This is a genomic window from Halomonas sp. HP20-15 (assembly GCF_033446685.1).
In the GTDB taxonomy this organism is placed as follows: domain Bacteria; phylum Pseudomonadota; class Gammaproteobacteria; order Pseudomonadales; family Halomonadaceae; genus Modicisalibacter.
Map to the genome: position 1 here is coordinate 58,439 of NZ_JAWQLY010000007.1, position 14,914 is coordinate 73,352.

At 65.3% G+C, this 14,914-nt stretch carries 11 protein-coding genes; 6 read left to right on the forward strand and 5 right to left on the reverse strand.

Going from position 1 to position 14,914, the window contains the following annotated elements; all coding sequences use genetic code 11:
* Position 1 precedes the first annotated feature (1 nt).
* The 3 genes from gshA to rsd all read left to right on the forward strand — a co-directional run bounded on the left by gshA (position 2) and on the right by rsd (position 2,807).
* On the forward strand, positions 2 to 1,603 hold the full coding sequence (gene gshA / locus R6258_RS10775; protein WP_318450070.1) for a glutamate--cysteine ligase: 1,602 nt from the start codon (positions 2 to 4) through the stop codon (positions 1,601 to 1,603).
* Between the two features lie 107 nt (positions 1,604 to 1,710).
* Positions 1,711 to 2,211 (forward strand): disulfide bond formation protein B, encoded by a 501-nt coding sequence (locus R6258_RS10780; RefSeq protein ID WP_318450073.1) that lies wholly within the window; start codon positions 1,711 to 1,713, stop codon positions 2,209 to 2,211.
* Between the two features lie 92 nt (positions 2,212 to 2,303).
* Positions 2,304 to 2,807 (forward strand): sigma D regulator, encoded by a 504-nt coding sequence (rsd, locus tag R6258_RS10785; protein WP_318450075.1) that lies wholly within the window; start codon positions 2,304 to 2,306, stop codon positions 2,805 to 2,807.
* Between the two features lie 99 nt (positions 2,808 to 2,906).
* On the opposite strand, the gene R6258_RS10790 is transcribed toward rsd, so the two are convergent.
* The 4 genes from R6258_RS10790 to R6258_RS10805 all read right to left on the reverse strand — a co-directional run bounded on the left by R6258_RS10790 (position 2,907) and on the right by R6258_RS10805 (position 9,666).
* Positions 2,907 to 5,990: an efflux RND transporter permease subunit gene (locus R6258_RS10790; protein ID WP_318450077.1), complete on the reverse strand. Its 3,084-nt coding sequence runs from the start codon at positions 5,988 to 5,990 to the stop codon at positions 2,907 to 2,909.
* The gene (locus R6258_RS10795; RefSeq protein ID WP_318450079.1) at positions 5,990 to 7,105 is read right to left on the reverse strand and encodes an efflux RND transporter periplasmic adaptor subunit; all 1,116 of its coding nucleotides are present in this window, start codon (positions 7,103 to 7,105) and stop codon (positions 5,990 to 5,992) included. The genes R6258_RS10790 and R6258_RS10795 overlap by 1 nt, the downstream gene beginning before the upstream one ends.
* Before the next feature lie 130 nt (positions 7,106 to 7,235).
* Complete coding sequence (mqo, locus tag R6258_RS10800) at positions 7,236 to 8,789, reverse strand: malate dehydrogenase (quinone) (RefSeq protein WP_318450081.1); 1,554 nt, start codon at positions 8,787 to 8,789, stop codon at positions 7,236 to 7,238.
* A gap of 223 nt (positions 8,790 to 9,012) precedes the next feature.
* On the reverse strand, positions 9,013 to 9,666 hold the full coding sequence (locus tag R6258_RS10805) for an HAD family hydrolase (protein ID WP_318450083.1): 654 nt from the start codon (positions 9,664 to 9,666) through the stop codon (positions 9,013 to 9,015).
* 171 nt (positions 9,667 to 9,837) lie between these two features.
* Between R6258_RS10805 and R6258_RS10810 the strand changes: the two genes are divergently transcribed.
* Positions 9,838 to 10,329, forward strand: coding sequence for an RNA pyrophosphohydrolase (locus R6258_RS10810; protein WP_318450085.1), 492 nt, complete (start codon positions 9,838 to 9,840; stop codon positions 10,327 to 10,329).
* 42 nt (positions 10,330 to 10,371) lie between these two features.
* The gene (ptsP, locus tag R6258_RS10815; protein ID WP_318450087.1) at positions 10,372 to 12,651 is read left to right on the forward strand and encodes a phosphoenolpyruvate--protein phosphotransferase; all 2,280 of its coding nucleotides are present in this window, start codon (positions 10,372 to 10,374) and stop codon (positions 12,649 to 12,651) included.
* Between the two features lie 59 nt (positions 12,652 to 12,710).
* Here the strand turns inward: ptsP and R6258_RS10820 are convergent, their stop codons facing one another.
* Complete coding sequence (locus tag R6258_RS10820; protein ID WP_318450089.1) at positions 12,711 to 13,511, reverse strand: NRDE family protein; 801 nt, start codon at positions 13,509 to 13,511, stop codon at positions 12,711 to 12,713.
* 91 nt (positions 13,512 to 13,602) lie between these two features.
* On the opposite strand from R6258_RS10820, the gene R6258_RS10825 reads away from it, so the two are divergent.
* On the forward strand, positions 13,603 to 14,907 hold the full coding sequence (locus R6258_RS10825) for a response regulator (RefSeq protein ID WP_318450092.1): 1,305 nt from the start codon (positions 13,603 to 13,605) through the stop codon (positions 14,905 to 14,907).
* The last annotated feature ends 7 nt before the right edge of the window (positions 14,908 to 14,914 follow it).

The window sequence follows — 14,914 nt, forward strand, 5'->3', positions numbered from 1 at the left end:
CTTGTCCGAGCAACTAGTCAAGGCCGTCGAGCGGCTCAAGGGATTGGCCCGCGAGGGGCGGCTGGGTCGTTTGCGCCGCGGCATCGAGAAGGAAGGCCTGCGTGTCGACCGGCGGGGAGCGATCGCCCAGACGCCGCACCCCCGGGCGCTGGGGTCGAAACTGACCCACCCGCACATCACCACCGATTACTCCGAGTCGCTGCTCGAATACATCACGCCGGTCTACTGCCGACCCGAGGACGCGACGGCGTTCCTCGCCGACCTGCATCGCTTCAGCTATCGCTATCTGGACGACGAACTGATCTGGCCGGCGAGCATGCCCGGCCGCCTCGCCGGCAACGACAGCGTGCCGATCGCCGACTACGGGCGTTCCAATGTCGGCACCATGAAGTCGGTGTATCGCAAGGGTCTGGACGTGCGTTACGGGCGGATCATGCAGTCGATCGCCGGCGTGCACTACAACGTCTCGCTGCCCGAGGAGTTCTGGCCGTTGCTGCGCGAGCTCGAGGGCGCGCAGGACAAGCCGCTGAACGGCTATCGCTCGGGTCGCTACTTCGACATGATCCGTAACTTCCGGCGCAACAGCTGGTTGTTGCTGTACCTGTTCGGTGCCTCGCCGGCGCTCGACCGCAGCTTCCTGACCGGCGCGGTGCCCGACAAGCTCAAGACTCATGCCCGCGATACCCTGGTGTCGCCGTATGCAACGAGCCTGCGGATGTCCGATCTGGGCTATCAGAACAAGGTCCAGGCGCAGCTCAAGATCTGTTTCAATTCGCTGTCCAACTACGTCGGTACCCTGCGCCACGCCATCAGTACCCCATGGCCGGCCTACCAGCGCCTGGGCGTCAACGAGGGAGGCGAGTGGCGTCAGCTCAACGCCAACATCCTGCAGATCGAGAACGAGTACTACAGCGATATCCGCCCCAAGCGTGTGGCGCGTCATGACGAGACCCCCACCCAGGCGCTCGAGGCGCGGGGCGTGGAATACATCGAGGTGCGCTGTCTCGATCTCAACCCGTTCCTGCCGCTGGGTATCGACGAGACGCAGATGCGCTTTCTCGATACCTTCCTGATGTGGTGCCTGCTCGCCGGCAGCCCGTGGATCCCCGACGAGGAGTGCGACCGGCTCGACGACAACCGCCAGGCGGTGGTCGAGCGTGGCCGCGATCCCTCGCTCACGCTGGCCATCGATGCCCGCGAAGAGCAGCTGGCGCGTCGTGCCGAGGCCCTCTTCGACGAACTGCGCGAGGTGGCCGGCCTGCTCGACACCATCGAGTCCTCGCAGGCGCATGCCACGGCGCTCGACAGCCTGGCCCCCTTGCTGCGCCAGCCTGAGCGCACGCCCTCCGCGCGCTTGCTCGAGGTGCTCCAGCAAAGTGGCGGCGAGTTCGTCGACTACATGCTCGAACTGGCCGGCGAGCAGGCCACGCGTTTTCGCAGCGAGCCGATGGATCCTGCCCGCGAGGGGCTGTTCAGCCAGCTCAGCGAGACCTCGCATCAACAGCAGGACGACATCGAGGCCGACGACCGCGAGAGCTTCGAGGCTTTCCTCGAGGCCTATTTCGCGCGCGCCCGGGAACCGCGGCCCGCGTCGGCAGTCTGAACGATTCATTCGGGCCCGCCAGTCGGGCCCGAGCTTTTGTGGGATTGGCATTCACTGACGGGAGCGCATGAATGGCGGCTAGCTTGAGCGGAACGTGGACGCGGCGAATGACGGTTCGTCACTGGAGCCTGGCCGGCCTGGCCTTCTGTGCGCTGATGATGGCGGTGGCGCTGGCGCTGCAATACGTGGTGGGGCTCGAGCCGTGCCCGCTGTGTATCTTCCAGCGCATCGCGGTCATCGCCGCGGCGCTGGTCTTCCTGGTCGCGGCGATCCACAACCCGCGCGGCTGGGGCGGCGGCGTCTACGGCCTGCTGGGACTGGTGGCGGTCGCCGGCGGCATTGCCGTGGCCGGGCGTCACGTCTGGCTGCAGTCGCTGCCGGCCGACCAGGTGCCCAGTTGCGGGCCGGGGCTCGACTACATGATGGAAGTCATGCCGATGTGGGACGTTCTCTCACGCGTGTTATCGGGTTCGGGGGAATGTGCCGCGGTCGAGGGCGTGTGGCTGGGCGTGACCCTGCCACAGTGGACTTTGGTCGGATTCCTGGTCCTGGCGTTGGTACCCATCGTATTGATTGCTCGCGGCTTTATAAGAAGACGTCGCGACTAGCCGACGAATATCCCGCATCCAGCATTGACAGCCATGCGACCAGGAGGGACGCTGAGCTTCCGCAGGCTGCATGAACGCATGGAGGCAGGACAATGCTGGAAGATTGCAAGACCGCTCAGGAGCGCTGGGGTGGCGTCCATCGACTGATCGATCGCTGGTTCGAAGAGCGTCGCGAGATGCTGGTCGCGATGCTGGAACTCCAGGAAGCTTGCGACGCGGACCCCGAAGTGATCACCAAGGAACAGATCGACCGCTTCAGCGAACTGCTGATGGATTACATCAGCGCCGGGCATTTCGAGATCTACCCGCAGTTGCGCGAAGAGGCGGAGCAGTTCAACGACCATGAGGCGCTGAAGATCGCCGAACAGCTGCTGCAGCGCCTTGAGATGTCGACCGCCATGGTGCTCGAGTTCGACGAGGACTACTCCACGCCGACGCGCTGCCAGCACTACCTGTTCCGCCTGCCGGCCTGGATGGATCGCCTGCGCAAGGCGTTGACCGAGCGTTTTACGCTCGAGGATCAGTTGATCAGCCGCCTGCACGCCGCGCATACGCCGCCGCCGGCCCCAGAGGTTGCCCCCAGCGCCACTTACTGAGCCGGTGTGCTCAGAGCGCATGCATCAAGCCCGACTCGCCGGTTACCGAGCACTATTCAGAAAGGCCCCGTCGACGAAGCGCCGACGGGGCCTTTCGCGTCATGACCCTTGCCTCGATCTGTGCCGGCCGCGCAGTCGCGCTCCGATGCGGGCGCCGAGGTAGAGCATGCACGGCGTCAGCAGCAGGGTCAGGCCGGTGGCGAAACCCAGCCCGCCGGCGATCGCGCTGGACAGTTGGGTCCACCACTGGGTCGAGGGTGCGCTGAAGCCCAGACTGGGCGTGAGCAGGTCGACGTTGACGCTCAGCACCATCGGCAACAGTCCGAGCACCGTGGTGATGGCGGTCAACAGTACCGGCCGCAGGCGCCGGCAGCCGGCTTCGAGCGCGGCGTTGAAGGCATCGAGGCCGTCATTCAGCAACTGATTGTAGGTGTCGATCAGCACGATATTGTTGTTCACCACGATCCCCGCCAGGGCGATGATGCCCATGCCCACCATGACGATGCCGAACGGCTGCGCATTGAGCAGCAGGCCGAGCAGCACGCCGGCGGTGGAGAAGACGATCGCCGAGAGTACCAGACCGGTCTGGTACAGGCTGTTGAACTGGGTGACCAGGATGATCGTCATCATGAAGATCGCTACGCCGAAGGCCATGCCCAGAAAGCGGCTGGTCTCGGCCTGGTCCTGCTGCTCGCCGGCGAAGCTGTAGCGCACTCCCTCGGGAAGCGAGTCGAGCGCCGAGCCGAGCGCACGCAGGCGTTCGTCGACTTGGAAGCCGGGGGCGACGTCGGCTTCCAGGGTCAGCGCGCGGCGACCGTCGACGCGGTGCAGGGTGCCGACCTTGGGCGCCGGCTCCAGGCGCACGAACTGGCTGATCGGCACCTGGCCGCGCGTGGTGGTGACGGTCAATCGGCGCAGCTGGTCGAGGCTGCGCCACGCCCCGGGCAGGCGCACCCGGATGTCGACCTCGTCATCGGCGTCGGGCGGACGGTAGGTGGCGAGCTGCAGGCCGTTGGTGACCAGCTGCACCGCGCTGCTGACGGTGGCGACGTCGGCGTCGAAGCGTGCCGCGGCCTCGCGATCGACGCGCAGCCGCCACTCGACACCTGGCAGACTGCGATTGTCCTCGATGTCGCGGAAACCGCCGAGTTCGTGCATGGCCGCGCGCAGTTGCTCGATCGCGCGTTCGATCGCCGCCGGCTGACGCGCGGTGAGCTCGATCTGGATCGGCTTGCCGCTGGTCGGGCCCTGCTCCTGTTCGCGGAATTCCAGGCGCACGCCGGGCAGGTCGGCGGTGCGTTCGGCCATCTCGGCGAGAATCCGGCTCGCCGGGCGGCGTTGATTCCAATCGATCAGCTGGAAGGTCAACTGGCCGATCACGTCGGCACCGAGCTGGCCGTCGGGAATCGCGAAGGAGCGTGCGTAGAGCGCCTTGATCTCGGCCATCCCGGCGACGCGCCGTTCGACGCGCTGGACCACCGCATCCTTTTCGGCGATCGATAGGTCGCCGCGCGCATGGACCAGTATCTGGGCACTGTCGGGCTCCACCGCGGGGAAGAACTCGACGCCGTGGTTGAATCGCGCGTAGCCGACGTAGACCAGCGCCATCAGCAGCAGCGCGCCGGTGAGCGTCAGCGCCGGGTGGCGCAACAGACGTGCGAGCACCCGACGGTAGAGCCGCCCACCGGCGCTGGTCCGGGTACCGCCGGCGGGGCGCCCGCGACGCAGCAGGTGGCCCAGCGTGGGCAGGAACACCAGTGCCATGGCCAGCGAGGCGAGCAGGCACAGTATCACCGTGGCCGGCAGATATTTCATGAATTCGCCGACCACCCCGGGCCAGAACAGCAGCGGCATGAACACCGCCAGGGTGGTGGTGGTGGAGGTGATCACCGGCCAGGCCATGCGCCCCGCCGCGCCGGCCCAGGCGGCGCGTGCCGGCTGGCCCCCGGCGAGGTTGTGGTCGGCCTGTTCGGCGACCACGATGGCGCCGTCGACCAGCATGCCGGCGACCAGGATCAGCGCGAACAGCACCACGATGTTGAGGGTGTAGCCGACCGCCCAGATCAGCAGGATGCCGGTCAGGAAGGCGCCGGGGATGGTCAGCCCGACGAGCAGCGCCGAGCGCAGCCCCATGGTCGCCAGGATCACGATCAGTACCAGCACCACCGCGGTCAGCACGTTGTTGAGCAGGTCGTCGAGCAAGCGATCGACGGTGGTCGACTCGTCCATAATGATGCGCACGTCGAGGGTTTCGGGCAGTTGCGGCTCGGCCTCGGCGAGCAGCGCCTTGACGGCGTCGATGGTGGCGATGATGTTGGCGCCGGTGCGCTTGGAGATTTCCAGCACCATCGCCGGCTGGCCGTTGATGCGCGCGTAGCCGGCGGGGTCCTTGAAGGTGCGGTGGATGGTGGCGACGTCGCCGAAGGTGACCACCCGATTGCCGTCGACCTTGACCGGCATGCCGAGCAGGTCGTCGAGGTTCTCGATCACCCCGGGCACCTTGATCGCCAGGCGACCGGCGCCGTTGTCGATGCTGCCCGCGGCGACCAGTTGGTTGTTGCGCGAGACCAAGTTGAACAGGGTGTCGAAGTCGATGCCGTAGCTGTCGAGGACCAGCGGGTCGACGACGATCTCCATCAGGTGCTCGCGTTCGCCGGCGATGTCGACCTCGAGCACCTGGGGGATGCTCTCGATGGCGTCCTTCAGGCCGCGTGCCGCGGTCATCAGCTCGGCGGCGGACAGCGGTCCCGACAGGCCCACCGAGAGCACCGGGAAGCGCGACACGTTGACTTCCATGACGCGCGGCTCTTCGGCTTGTTCGGGTAGGGAGCTGCGCGCGATGTCGACCTTCTCGCGCACGTCGGCCAGCGCCTGGCGGGGATCGAAACCGGCGTCGAACTCCAGGGTGATCGAGGCGAAGCCCTCGCTGGCCTGGGCGGTCATCTTTTCGATACCCTCGATGGCGCGCAGTTCCTGCTCCATGGGGCGCACCAGCAGGCGCTCGGCATCCTCGGGGCTGACCCCCTCGAGGGTCATCGAGACGTAGATCATGGGAATCGCGACGTCGGGATTGGCTTCCTTGGGAATCGCCTGATAGGCGAGGCCACCGGCCAGCAGCAGGAACGCCAGCAGCAGCAGGGTGGTGCGCGAACGATCCAGCGCGGCATCGATCAGCGCACGCATCAGCGATTACCCGAATCGGCTGAGGCGGGCTGGGCCGTGGATTGCTCGGCCGCTACCGCCTCGACGCGCTGCCCGGCTTCGACGAAACCGCCGCCCAGGGTGACCAAGCGCACCTCGTCGGGCAGGCCGCCGACCCAGGCCTGCTCGGCATCGGCGCTGATGATGTCGACCGGCATGAAGCGCACCCTGGCGTCGTCCGAGACGGTCTTGACGCCCATCCGGCCGCGTTCATCGAGCACCAGCAGGGCCGGCGAGATGCGGTGTGCCGGCCTTTCGGCCAGGGCAACGTCGAGCGTCGCGCTACCTCCGGCGATACGCAGGCGCTGCGGGTTGGCCACGCTGACTTCGAGCGGATAGCTGCGGGTGGCGTCCTCGGCACTCCTGGCGAGGAAGCTGACCTGGCCCTCGAGGGTGCGTCCGTCGAGCAGCGTGACGGTGACCGGCATGCCTTCGCGGACCTCATCGGCGCGGCGCTGGGGCAGCCACGACCTGGCCTTGAGCTGAGCGATATCGACCAGCAGGCCGATCTCCTCGCCGGCTTGCAGATAGTCGCCGAGGTCGACCTCGAGCCGGTCGAGCACACCGGCGAAGGGCGCCTCTAGGTGCGTGTCGGCGAGCGATTCACGCAACCCGGCAAGCTCGGCGCGGCTCTGTGCCAGCTCGCTCTTGAGGCGCAGCAATTCGTTATCGGAAACCAGGTTGCGGCCGCTGAGCTTCTGCGCGCCTGAGAGTTCCGAGCGGCTCAGCGCCAGCTGCGCTTCGGCGCGCTCGATCCGTGCCGGCAGATCGCCGGGGTCGATCTCGATGAGCCGCTCGCCGGCATCCACGTTGGCGCCCCGCGGTTGCGGCAGGGCGGTGACCTCACCGGCTCGGCGAGCGCGCAGGGTGACGTCCTGGCGCGATTCGAGATGCCCCTGGAGGATGACGTGCGGGGTATGCATCTGGGCCTGCGAGGTCTCGACCTCGATCCGCGGCAGGCTGGGCTGGGCGGCCGCTCGCTCGGCGGGGGGGTGTTGGCGAAAGCGCTGCATGTCGCCGAAGGCCAGCCAGACCAGCAGTGCCACGCCGAGCAACAGGGCGAGCCATGCCGGGGACAACGAGAATCGCGAACGCATAGGCAGTAACCGTCCCTTGGCCAAGATGGCCCGGGCCATCGTCCGTATAAACGTGAGTGCCCCGGCCGTGGCCGGGGCACCAGTGTATCAGGCAAAAGTCATACGAGAAGTCACACGCGGCGGCAACGCGTCAGCAGCACTCCGGCTCGGCCACGCGGGCAGCGCGCGGCATCGGTTCGGAAGGTCGATTGGCGGGCTCGAGAGCGTCGAGCTTGAGGATTCGGTGCGTCTCGCGGCGCACTTCCCTGAGGCGAGTCGCATCCTTTTGCAGTGTCTCGGCGCGGACCGGAACCAGTTGCTTGAGGCGAGCCTGCCATTGTGCGGAGGCGAAGCGTTCGGGGAAGCAGCGCTCGATCAGGTCGAGCATGATCGATGTGGCCGTCGAGGCACCGGGCGAGGCCCCCAGCAAAGCGGCCAGGGAGCCGTCGCTCGCGGTAACGATCTCGGTGCCGAACTGCAGCACGCCTCCTCGCCGGGGACCCTTCTTGATGATCTGCACGCGCTGGCCGGCGACTTCGAGCTTCCAGTCCTCGGCCTTGGCGTCCGGATAGAAGGCGCGCAACTCCTCGACCCGCTGGGCATGAGAAAGGCGGACCTGATCGACCAGATATTTCATCAGGCTGAAGTTGCTGCGCGCGACGGACAGCATCGGGTTGAGATTGGAGGTGCGCACGGTCTTGACCAGGTCGAAGACCGAGCCGTTCTTAAGGAACTTGGTGGTAAAGCCAGCGAAGGGACCGAAGAGCAGGGAAGGCTTGCCGTCGACATTGCGGGTGTCGAGATGCGGCACCGACATGGGCGGCGCCCCGACGGCGGCATTGCTGTACACCTTGGCCTGGTGTTGCGAAACGACCTCGGGCTTGTCGCAGCGCAGCCATTGCCCGCTGACGGGGAAGCCGGCATAGCCCTTGGCTTCGGGGATCTCGCTTTTCTGCAGCAGGCGCAGCGAGGCACCGCCCGCGCCGAGAAAGACGAAGCGCGAGCGCAATTCGCGCTGCCCGCCGTCGCTGGTCTCGATCTTCAGGTTCCAGCTGCCGTCGGCGTTGCGCTCGAGATCCTTGATCTTCTGCCCGGTGCGAATATTGACTCGGTCGCTGTCCTGTTCGCTCAGGCGAGCGAACAGTTGATTCGTCAGGGCGCCGAAATTGACGTCCGTCCCGCTTTCGACGCGGGTCGCGGCGACCGGTTCGCCGGCCTGACGTCCGTCCATCAGCAGCGGGGCCCAGTTGGCGATGGTCGCGGGGTCCTGCGAATACTGCATCGACTCGAAGCAGTGATGATTGCTCATGGCTTCGTGGCGGGAGCGCAGGAATTTCACGTTGTCCTCGCCGCGTACGAAGCTCAGGTGGGGCACCGGCGAGAGGAAGTTGGCGGGATCGCCGAGGTTGCCATGTGCGACCAGCGAACTCCACAACTGCTTGGACTCCTCGAACATGGTGTTGATATGGATGGCCTTGTCGATGTCGATCGAGCCATCGGCGCTGGGGGGCGTGTAGTTGAGTTCGCACAGGCCAGCGTGACCCGTGCCGGCATTGTTCCAGGCAAACGAGCTTTCGCTGGCGATGGAATCCAGGCGTTCGACGATTTCGATGCGCGCCGTGGGTTCCAGTTCGTGTAGAAGTGTTGCGAGCGTGGCGCTCATGACTCCGCCACCTACGAGTACGACGTCAACGGCCTCTTGCATGGTTGGTTGTCACCCTCTGGGCTGATTCAAATAAGCCCATTATACCTGGCGGTATAGAAAAAACGAGCCAACCACAAGCTTTAGCTTATGCCTCTTGGTTTTCCCATAAGGAAAACATTTGTTTTCATGAATACGAAAAAAAGCCACTCAATCAATGGGTTGAGTGGCTTCTTGAGATAGTCCTTGATGCCGCAATGCAGCATCGATGGCATGTTATTTTTTGCTATCGCAGGCTTATGATTCGCCAGTTCCGCTCCCGGGCGATACTGTCGAGGGTAGCGTCGGGGTCCACGGCAACGGGATGATCGACTTTCTCGAGCAGCGGCAGATCGTTGTGCGAGTCGCTGTAGAACCAGGCGTCGTCGAGACTGACTTCGCGGCTTGCCAGCCACTCATCGAGGCGCTCGATCTTGCCCTCGCGGAAGCTGGGCGTGCCCGCTACGCGACCGGTGTAGCGTCCTTCGAGGATTTCCGCATCGACGGCGATCAGCTCGTCGACACCCAGGCGCTTGGCGATCGGCCCGGTAATGAAGCGGTTGGTCGCGGTGATGATCAGCAAGGTGTCGCCGCGTTCGCGATGACGGGCCAGCAATTCCTCACCCTTGGGCAGAATGTGCGGCTCGATCTTGCTGGCCATGAACTGTTGATGCCAGGCGGCGAGCTGTTCGGGGCTGTTCTCGGCGAGCGGTTTGAGGGCCATGGCCAGGTAGGCATGTATATCCAGCGTGCCGTCCTGGTAGGCCATGAGAAAACGCTGGTTGGCCTCGCGATAGCTGACCGGGTCAACGGCTCCCTGTTCGACCAGGAACTCGCCCCAGGCATGGTCGCTGTCGATGCCCAGCAGGGTGTTGTCGAGATCGAAGATGGCCAGGCTCAAGAGCACTCTCCTCAAATCGGTGATGGGCGTAGCCGATGGTTTCAAAGGCGGCGGCGATTATTGCAGAACGACCGGCGCTTGCCCACCGCCGCGGGTTTCCGGCTGTGTATTGATGCGCTTTCAGCGTTTGTGGAAGAATGAATCCAATATTGGATTCATAAGGTGAAGCCCGTGATCGACGCTGACGGCTTCCGCCCTAATGTTGGTATCATCATTACCAACCTTGAGGGCCAGCTGCTTTGGGCGCGTCGGGTTGGGCAGAATGCATGGCAGTTTCCTCAAGGAGGCATCAAGGGTTACGAGTCACCGCAACAGGCGCTCTATCGGGAATTGGAGGAGGAGATCGGCCTCACCCCCGACGACGTCGAAGTGCTGGCCTGTACCCGAGGGTGGCTGCGCTATCGCCTGCCCCGGCGCATGATACGCACGCAATCGCGGCCGATTTGCATCGGCCAGAAACAGAAGTGGTTCCTGCTCAAGATCCGCTGCCAGGACAGCCGTATCTGCATGGATACCACGGCCAAGCCGGAATTCGACGGCTGGCGATGGGTCAGTTATTGGTATCCGTTGGGCCAGGTCGTGCCCTTTAAGCGGGAGGTTTACCGCCGTGCCCTGCGGGAGCTGGCGCCCCGGGTCCAGCGACTCGCCCTGGGCGAGGGTTGAATCCGCAGTGCTCCCGATCCTTCGACTACAAGAAGAACGCCCATGCTCGATGTACTAAGACGCATCGTCCAAGAGGTCAATGGAGCACGCAGTCTTGAGGCCGCGTTGGCCACCATGGTCCGACGCATTCGCAAGGCCATGCACACCGATGTGTGCTCCATCTATCTGTTCGATGCCGCCCAGGATCGCCTGGTGCTGATGGATACCATCGGCCTGAATACCCAGGCCGTGGGTCACGTCTCGATGCGCCTCGGCGAAGGCCTGGTCGGCCTCGTCGGGCAGCGCGAGGAACCGCTGAATCTCGAGGATGCCCCGGCGCATCCGTACTTCCGCTATTTCGAGGAAACCGGCGAAGAGCGCTTCTCGAGCTTCCTCGGGGTGCCGGTCATCCATCAGCGCCGTGCGCTGGGGGTGCTGGTCGTCCAGCAGCAGGAGAAACGTCGCTACGACGAGGGCGATGAAGCCTTTCTGGTGACCATGGCAGCGCAGCTCGCCGGCGTGCTGGCGCATGCTCTGGCCACCGGCGCCCTGACACGACCGACCAGGGCCGACGGCATGGCGACCTTCAAGGGCATCGCCGCCTCGCCGGGCATGGTGATCGGCAAGGCGGTGGTCATTGCGCCGCCGGCCGACCTGGACAATGTGCCCGACCTGGTACCCACCGACATCGAATTCGAGATCCGCCGCTTGAGCGAGGCGATCGAGCGGGTGCGCCACGAGATCCGGCGCGCCGGGGAGCGACTCGCCAGTCGCATTTCCAGCCAGGAGCTGGCGCTGTTCGACGTCTACGAGCAGATGCTGGCCGATGCCGCGCTGGGCCAGGAGGTCGAGAAACGCATCCGCGAGGGCCAGTGGGCGCCCGGTGCGCTGGCCGACGTGGTGCGCCGTCACGTCCAGTACCTGGAGCGCGTCGACGACGATTACCTGCGTGAGCGGGCCGCGGACATCCGCGACCTGGGACGCCGCGTGCTGGCGCATCTGCAGCAGGAAACCGGCGAGGGCTTCGATACCTTCCCCGAACGCTGCGTGGTGATCGGCGACGAGCTCAGCGTGGCGATGCTCGGTGAGGTGCCCCGCGAACGCCTGGCGGGGCTGGTCTCGCTGAAGGGGTCGAGCACCTCTCATGTGGCGATCCTGGCCCGGGCGATGGGCATTCCCACCGTGCTGGGCATGGTCGATCTGCCGCTGACCCGCCTGAACGGCGCCTCGGTGATCCTCGACGGTCACCGCGGGCGCTTGCTGGTGCGCCCCGATGAGGAACTGTCCCACCGTTACCAGAAGCTGATCGATGAGGAGCTGGCGCTCGCCGAAGTGCTCGAGCATGAACAGCACCTGCCCAGTGAAACGCCGGACGGCTACAGCGTGCCGCTGATGGTCAATACCGGCCTGGCGGTGGACGCGGTGGCGGTGCTCAAGCCACGCATCGCCGGGGTCGGGCTGTACCGCACCGAAGTGCCGTTCATGATCACCGAGCGCTTTCCCGGCGAGCACGAGCAGACCAAGCTCTATCGCGAGCAGTTGGAGGGCTTCGCGCCATTGCCGGTGGTCATGCGCACGCTGGATATCGGCGGCGACAAGGATCTGCCTTACTTCCCGATTCATGAGGCCAACCCGTTCCTCGGCTGGCGCGGGATTCGCGTTACCCTCGATCATCCAGAGGTGTTGATGGTTCAGCTCCGGGCGATGTTGCGCGCCTCGGTTGGACTCGACAACCTGCGCATCATGCTGCCGATGATCACCAACGTCGATGAAGTCGACGCCGCGTTGCGTCTGCTCGATCGGGCGCTGGCCGAGCTCAACGACGAGATCGGGGAAGAGGGCGCCAAGATCGAGCGTCCCCAGGTGGGAGTGATGATCGAGGTGCCGGCAACGCTCTATCAGCTCGAGGCGTTGTCCCAGCGGCTGGATTTCTTTTCGGTGGGCAGCAACGACCTGACCCAGTACCTGCTGGCGGTGGATCGAAACAATCCGCGCGTGGCCAGCCTTTACGACGCCTGCCATCCGGCCGTGCTGTCGGCGTTGACCCGGCTCGCGGAGGAGAGCCATCGGCTGGGCATGCCGACCTCGGTGTGTGGCGAGCTGGCCGGCGACCCTTGTGGCGCGTTGCTGCTTACCGGGATGGGCTTCGATGCACTGTCGATGAATGCGCCGAGCCTGCCGCGGGTGCGTGCGGCGATTCGGCGCGTGCCGATGAGTGCGGCCCGGGCGCTGGTCGAAGAAACCCTGCGCCTCACAACGCCGGCCGCGGTGCGTGCCCACCTGCAAGCGCGTTTCGCCGAATGGCAGTTGACGCATCTGCTGCCGCCGCGCGATGACGCTTAGCGCCTTCCCGGTCGCTGCTCGATACGTTATCGGGCAACCAATGTGTCGAGCCTACGGTCTTATACTCGGCGGGTCGTCGACTGGGGCGGTACTGACAGGTGGCAGCGCTGTTGCCCGGCCGTGACGCCGCCGGGTTCGAAGCGCCGCTCGACGATGACGATCTCGCCGTGCGCCCGCCATTCGAGCAATGTACTGGCGCGTGTGCCGTAGTTTTGACCGAGGATGAACGCGGCCGAGAGCTGGCGCTCTAGCGCCAGTCCCACGCCAGTGTCGGGGAGGTTTTCATCGTCGGCTTGTCGTGTATCGCCCAATAGTTCCCAGGCGTCGCTCAGAAAGGGGCGGCCGGGATCGTCGAGTAACCCGGCCAGGCGCTGGCGGGCCTGGACAAGCTTGGGCCAAGGCGAATCGAGGCTGGCATTGGAAAGGCCATGCAAACCGGGCGCCACCTGCGACAGCCGGGTACCGTAGGGGCCGTGATGAAGATGCCAAAGCGTCTCCCCGTCGCACGCCAGCAGGTTGAAGCCGGCATAAGCCTGCGCCGCTTGGTTCGCAAGCCATTTAAGCCAGGCGCCAAGATCGGCGCAGATCAGCGCCTGATGAACCAGGTGGCCGCGGCTCGGCCCGCTTGCATTGGCCTTGAAACCGGGGGCGCGGACGTTGGTGATCGCGGCCACGCGTCCGGCGGCGTGGGCGGCCAGCCAGCTGCCGCCGGCCTCGAGATCGCGACCGCCGAGAATCTCGGCACAATCGCGCCACCTTGCCAATGGGGCAGCAGGGCGGTCATGGCGCTCGTCGCGATTGGCGGCAAGGCGCAAGGGGGTGGCGCTACCGGGGCGCCAGTCGAAAGCGATCAGACACATGACTTTTCTCTAGGGCGAGTGCGTAGCGGCGGCATGACAGGCTATAGGCGCTGAGCGTACACTCTGGCCATTGTCGATGACAGGGGTAGGGATGCAAGACATCTCCGAAGGTAAACGGGCAGCCCGACCTGCCATGCCGAGCGGTGGGTCGCCGCGGCTGTCGGCGTGGCTATGGGGCCTCGAGGCCTGTCTGACTTTTACCTGCCTGCTGGTGGCGGTGCTGCTTGGCGAACGCTTCAGCGCCGGTATTCGCGATGCGCTAGTGATGGTCTGGCTGTCAGGCGGCCTGATCTTCGCCCTGCTGGGCTGGCGCAGTGCCCGCCAGCGCCGGCGTCTCGAGCGCTTTCAGGCCGCGGTCCGCCTCAGCCAACTGGTCCGTGCCTCCGATGTACCCGAGCATATGCCGCTCGACCTCGATGCGGTGATAAAGGTGCTGGAGGAGAGCCTGCCACAGCGCCAAGCCGAGAGTCGTATCGAAGACCTGCTCGAGTCCTTGCCGCAAGCCGCCTTTCTGGCTGGCGGCAATCGGCTGGTGACGGTCAACGATCGACTGGTTCAGCACCTTGGCCGTTCGCGCCGTGACTTGCAGGATCTGCCGATCGATGCGCTGGATGCCAGCGAGCCCTTTCTTGGCGAGTCCGCCGATTACGCCGTACTCAGCGACGCCCACGGGGCGCGCCATGCGTTCCGCCTCGATCGTCGCCAGGCCGCGCAGGGCCAGGCGTTGGGGATACTGCACGACGACAGCGAGTCGCATCATCAGCTTTATCATCTCAGGCAGGAGCGCGATCGCGCACGACAGGAGTCGAAGCTCAAGTCACGCTATCTTGGCCAGATTCGTCGCGAACTCGAGAGCCTCGACGTAGCGGGAGTGTCTGCTGACGCTGCGAGCGCTTCGCCACTGGCTGAGCGTCTCGCGGGGCTCATCTCGTTGCTCGAGCGCGTCGCCGAAACCGACGAAGCGTCGAGTCAAACCGGACGCGTGAATAGCGGCGCCTCGGGCAAACGGGTGTTGATCGTCGACGATGGTCCGGTCAATACCGCCCTGGCGCGGCGGGTGTTGACCGATCAAGGCTTGCTGGTCGATACCGCGCGCAGCGGTGAAGAGGCTCTCGAGTTGGCGATGGAGCACAGCTACGCGCTGGTCTTCATGGATATCTACATGCCCTCGCTGGATGGTATCGAGACCACGCGCCGTTGGCGTCAGCGGGAAAGTGCCCAGGGCGGGCGCAGCGTGATGGTGGCGCTGACCGCCAATACCAGCGCGACCGATCGTGCGCGCTTCTTTGCTGCCGGCATGGACGACTATCTGGCCAAACCCTATCGCCCTCAGGCGCTGGTCGACGTGATACAACGCTGGCTTCCCGGCGTGGTCGCTCCCTCGACCGTATCTTGATTCATCT

Bases quoted from the DNA above. Each gene is read 5' to 3' on its own strand.
- R6258_RS10780 (WP_318450073.1), top strand. From the start codon at position 1,711: ATGACGGTTCGTCACTGGAGCCTGGCCGGCCTGGCCTTCTGTGCGCTG.
- rsd (WP_318450075.1), top strand. From the start codon at position 2,304: ATGCTGGAAGATTGCAAGACCGCTCAGGAGCGCTGGGGTGGCGTCCAT.
- R6258_RS10790 (WP_318450077.1), bottom strand. From the start codon at position 5,990: ATGCGTGCGCTGATCGATGCCGCGCTGGATCGTTCGCGCACCACCCTG.
- R6258_RS10795 (WP_318450079.1), bottom strand. From the start codon at position 7,105: ATGCGTTCGCGATTCTCGTTGTCCCCGGCATGGCTCGCCCTGTTGCTC.
- mqo (WP_318450081.1), bottom strand. From the start codon at position 8,789: ATGCAAGAGGCCGTTGACGTCGTACTCGTAGGTGGCGGAGTCATGAGC.
- ptsP (WP_318450087.1), top strand. From the start codon at position 10,372: ATGCTCGATGTACTAAGACGCATCGTCCAAGAGGTCAATGGAGCACGC.
- R6258_RS10820 (WP_318450089.1), bottom strand. From the start codon at position 13,511: ATGTGTCTGATCGCTTTCGACTGGCGCCCCGGTAGCGCCACCCCCTTG.
- R6258_RS10825 (WP_318450092.1), top strand. From the start codon at position 13,603: ATGCAAGACATCTCCGAAGGTAAACGGGCAGCCCGACCTGCCATGCCG.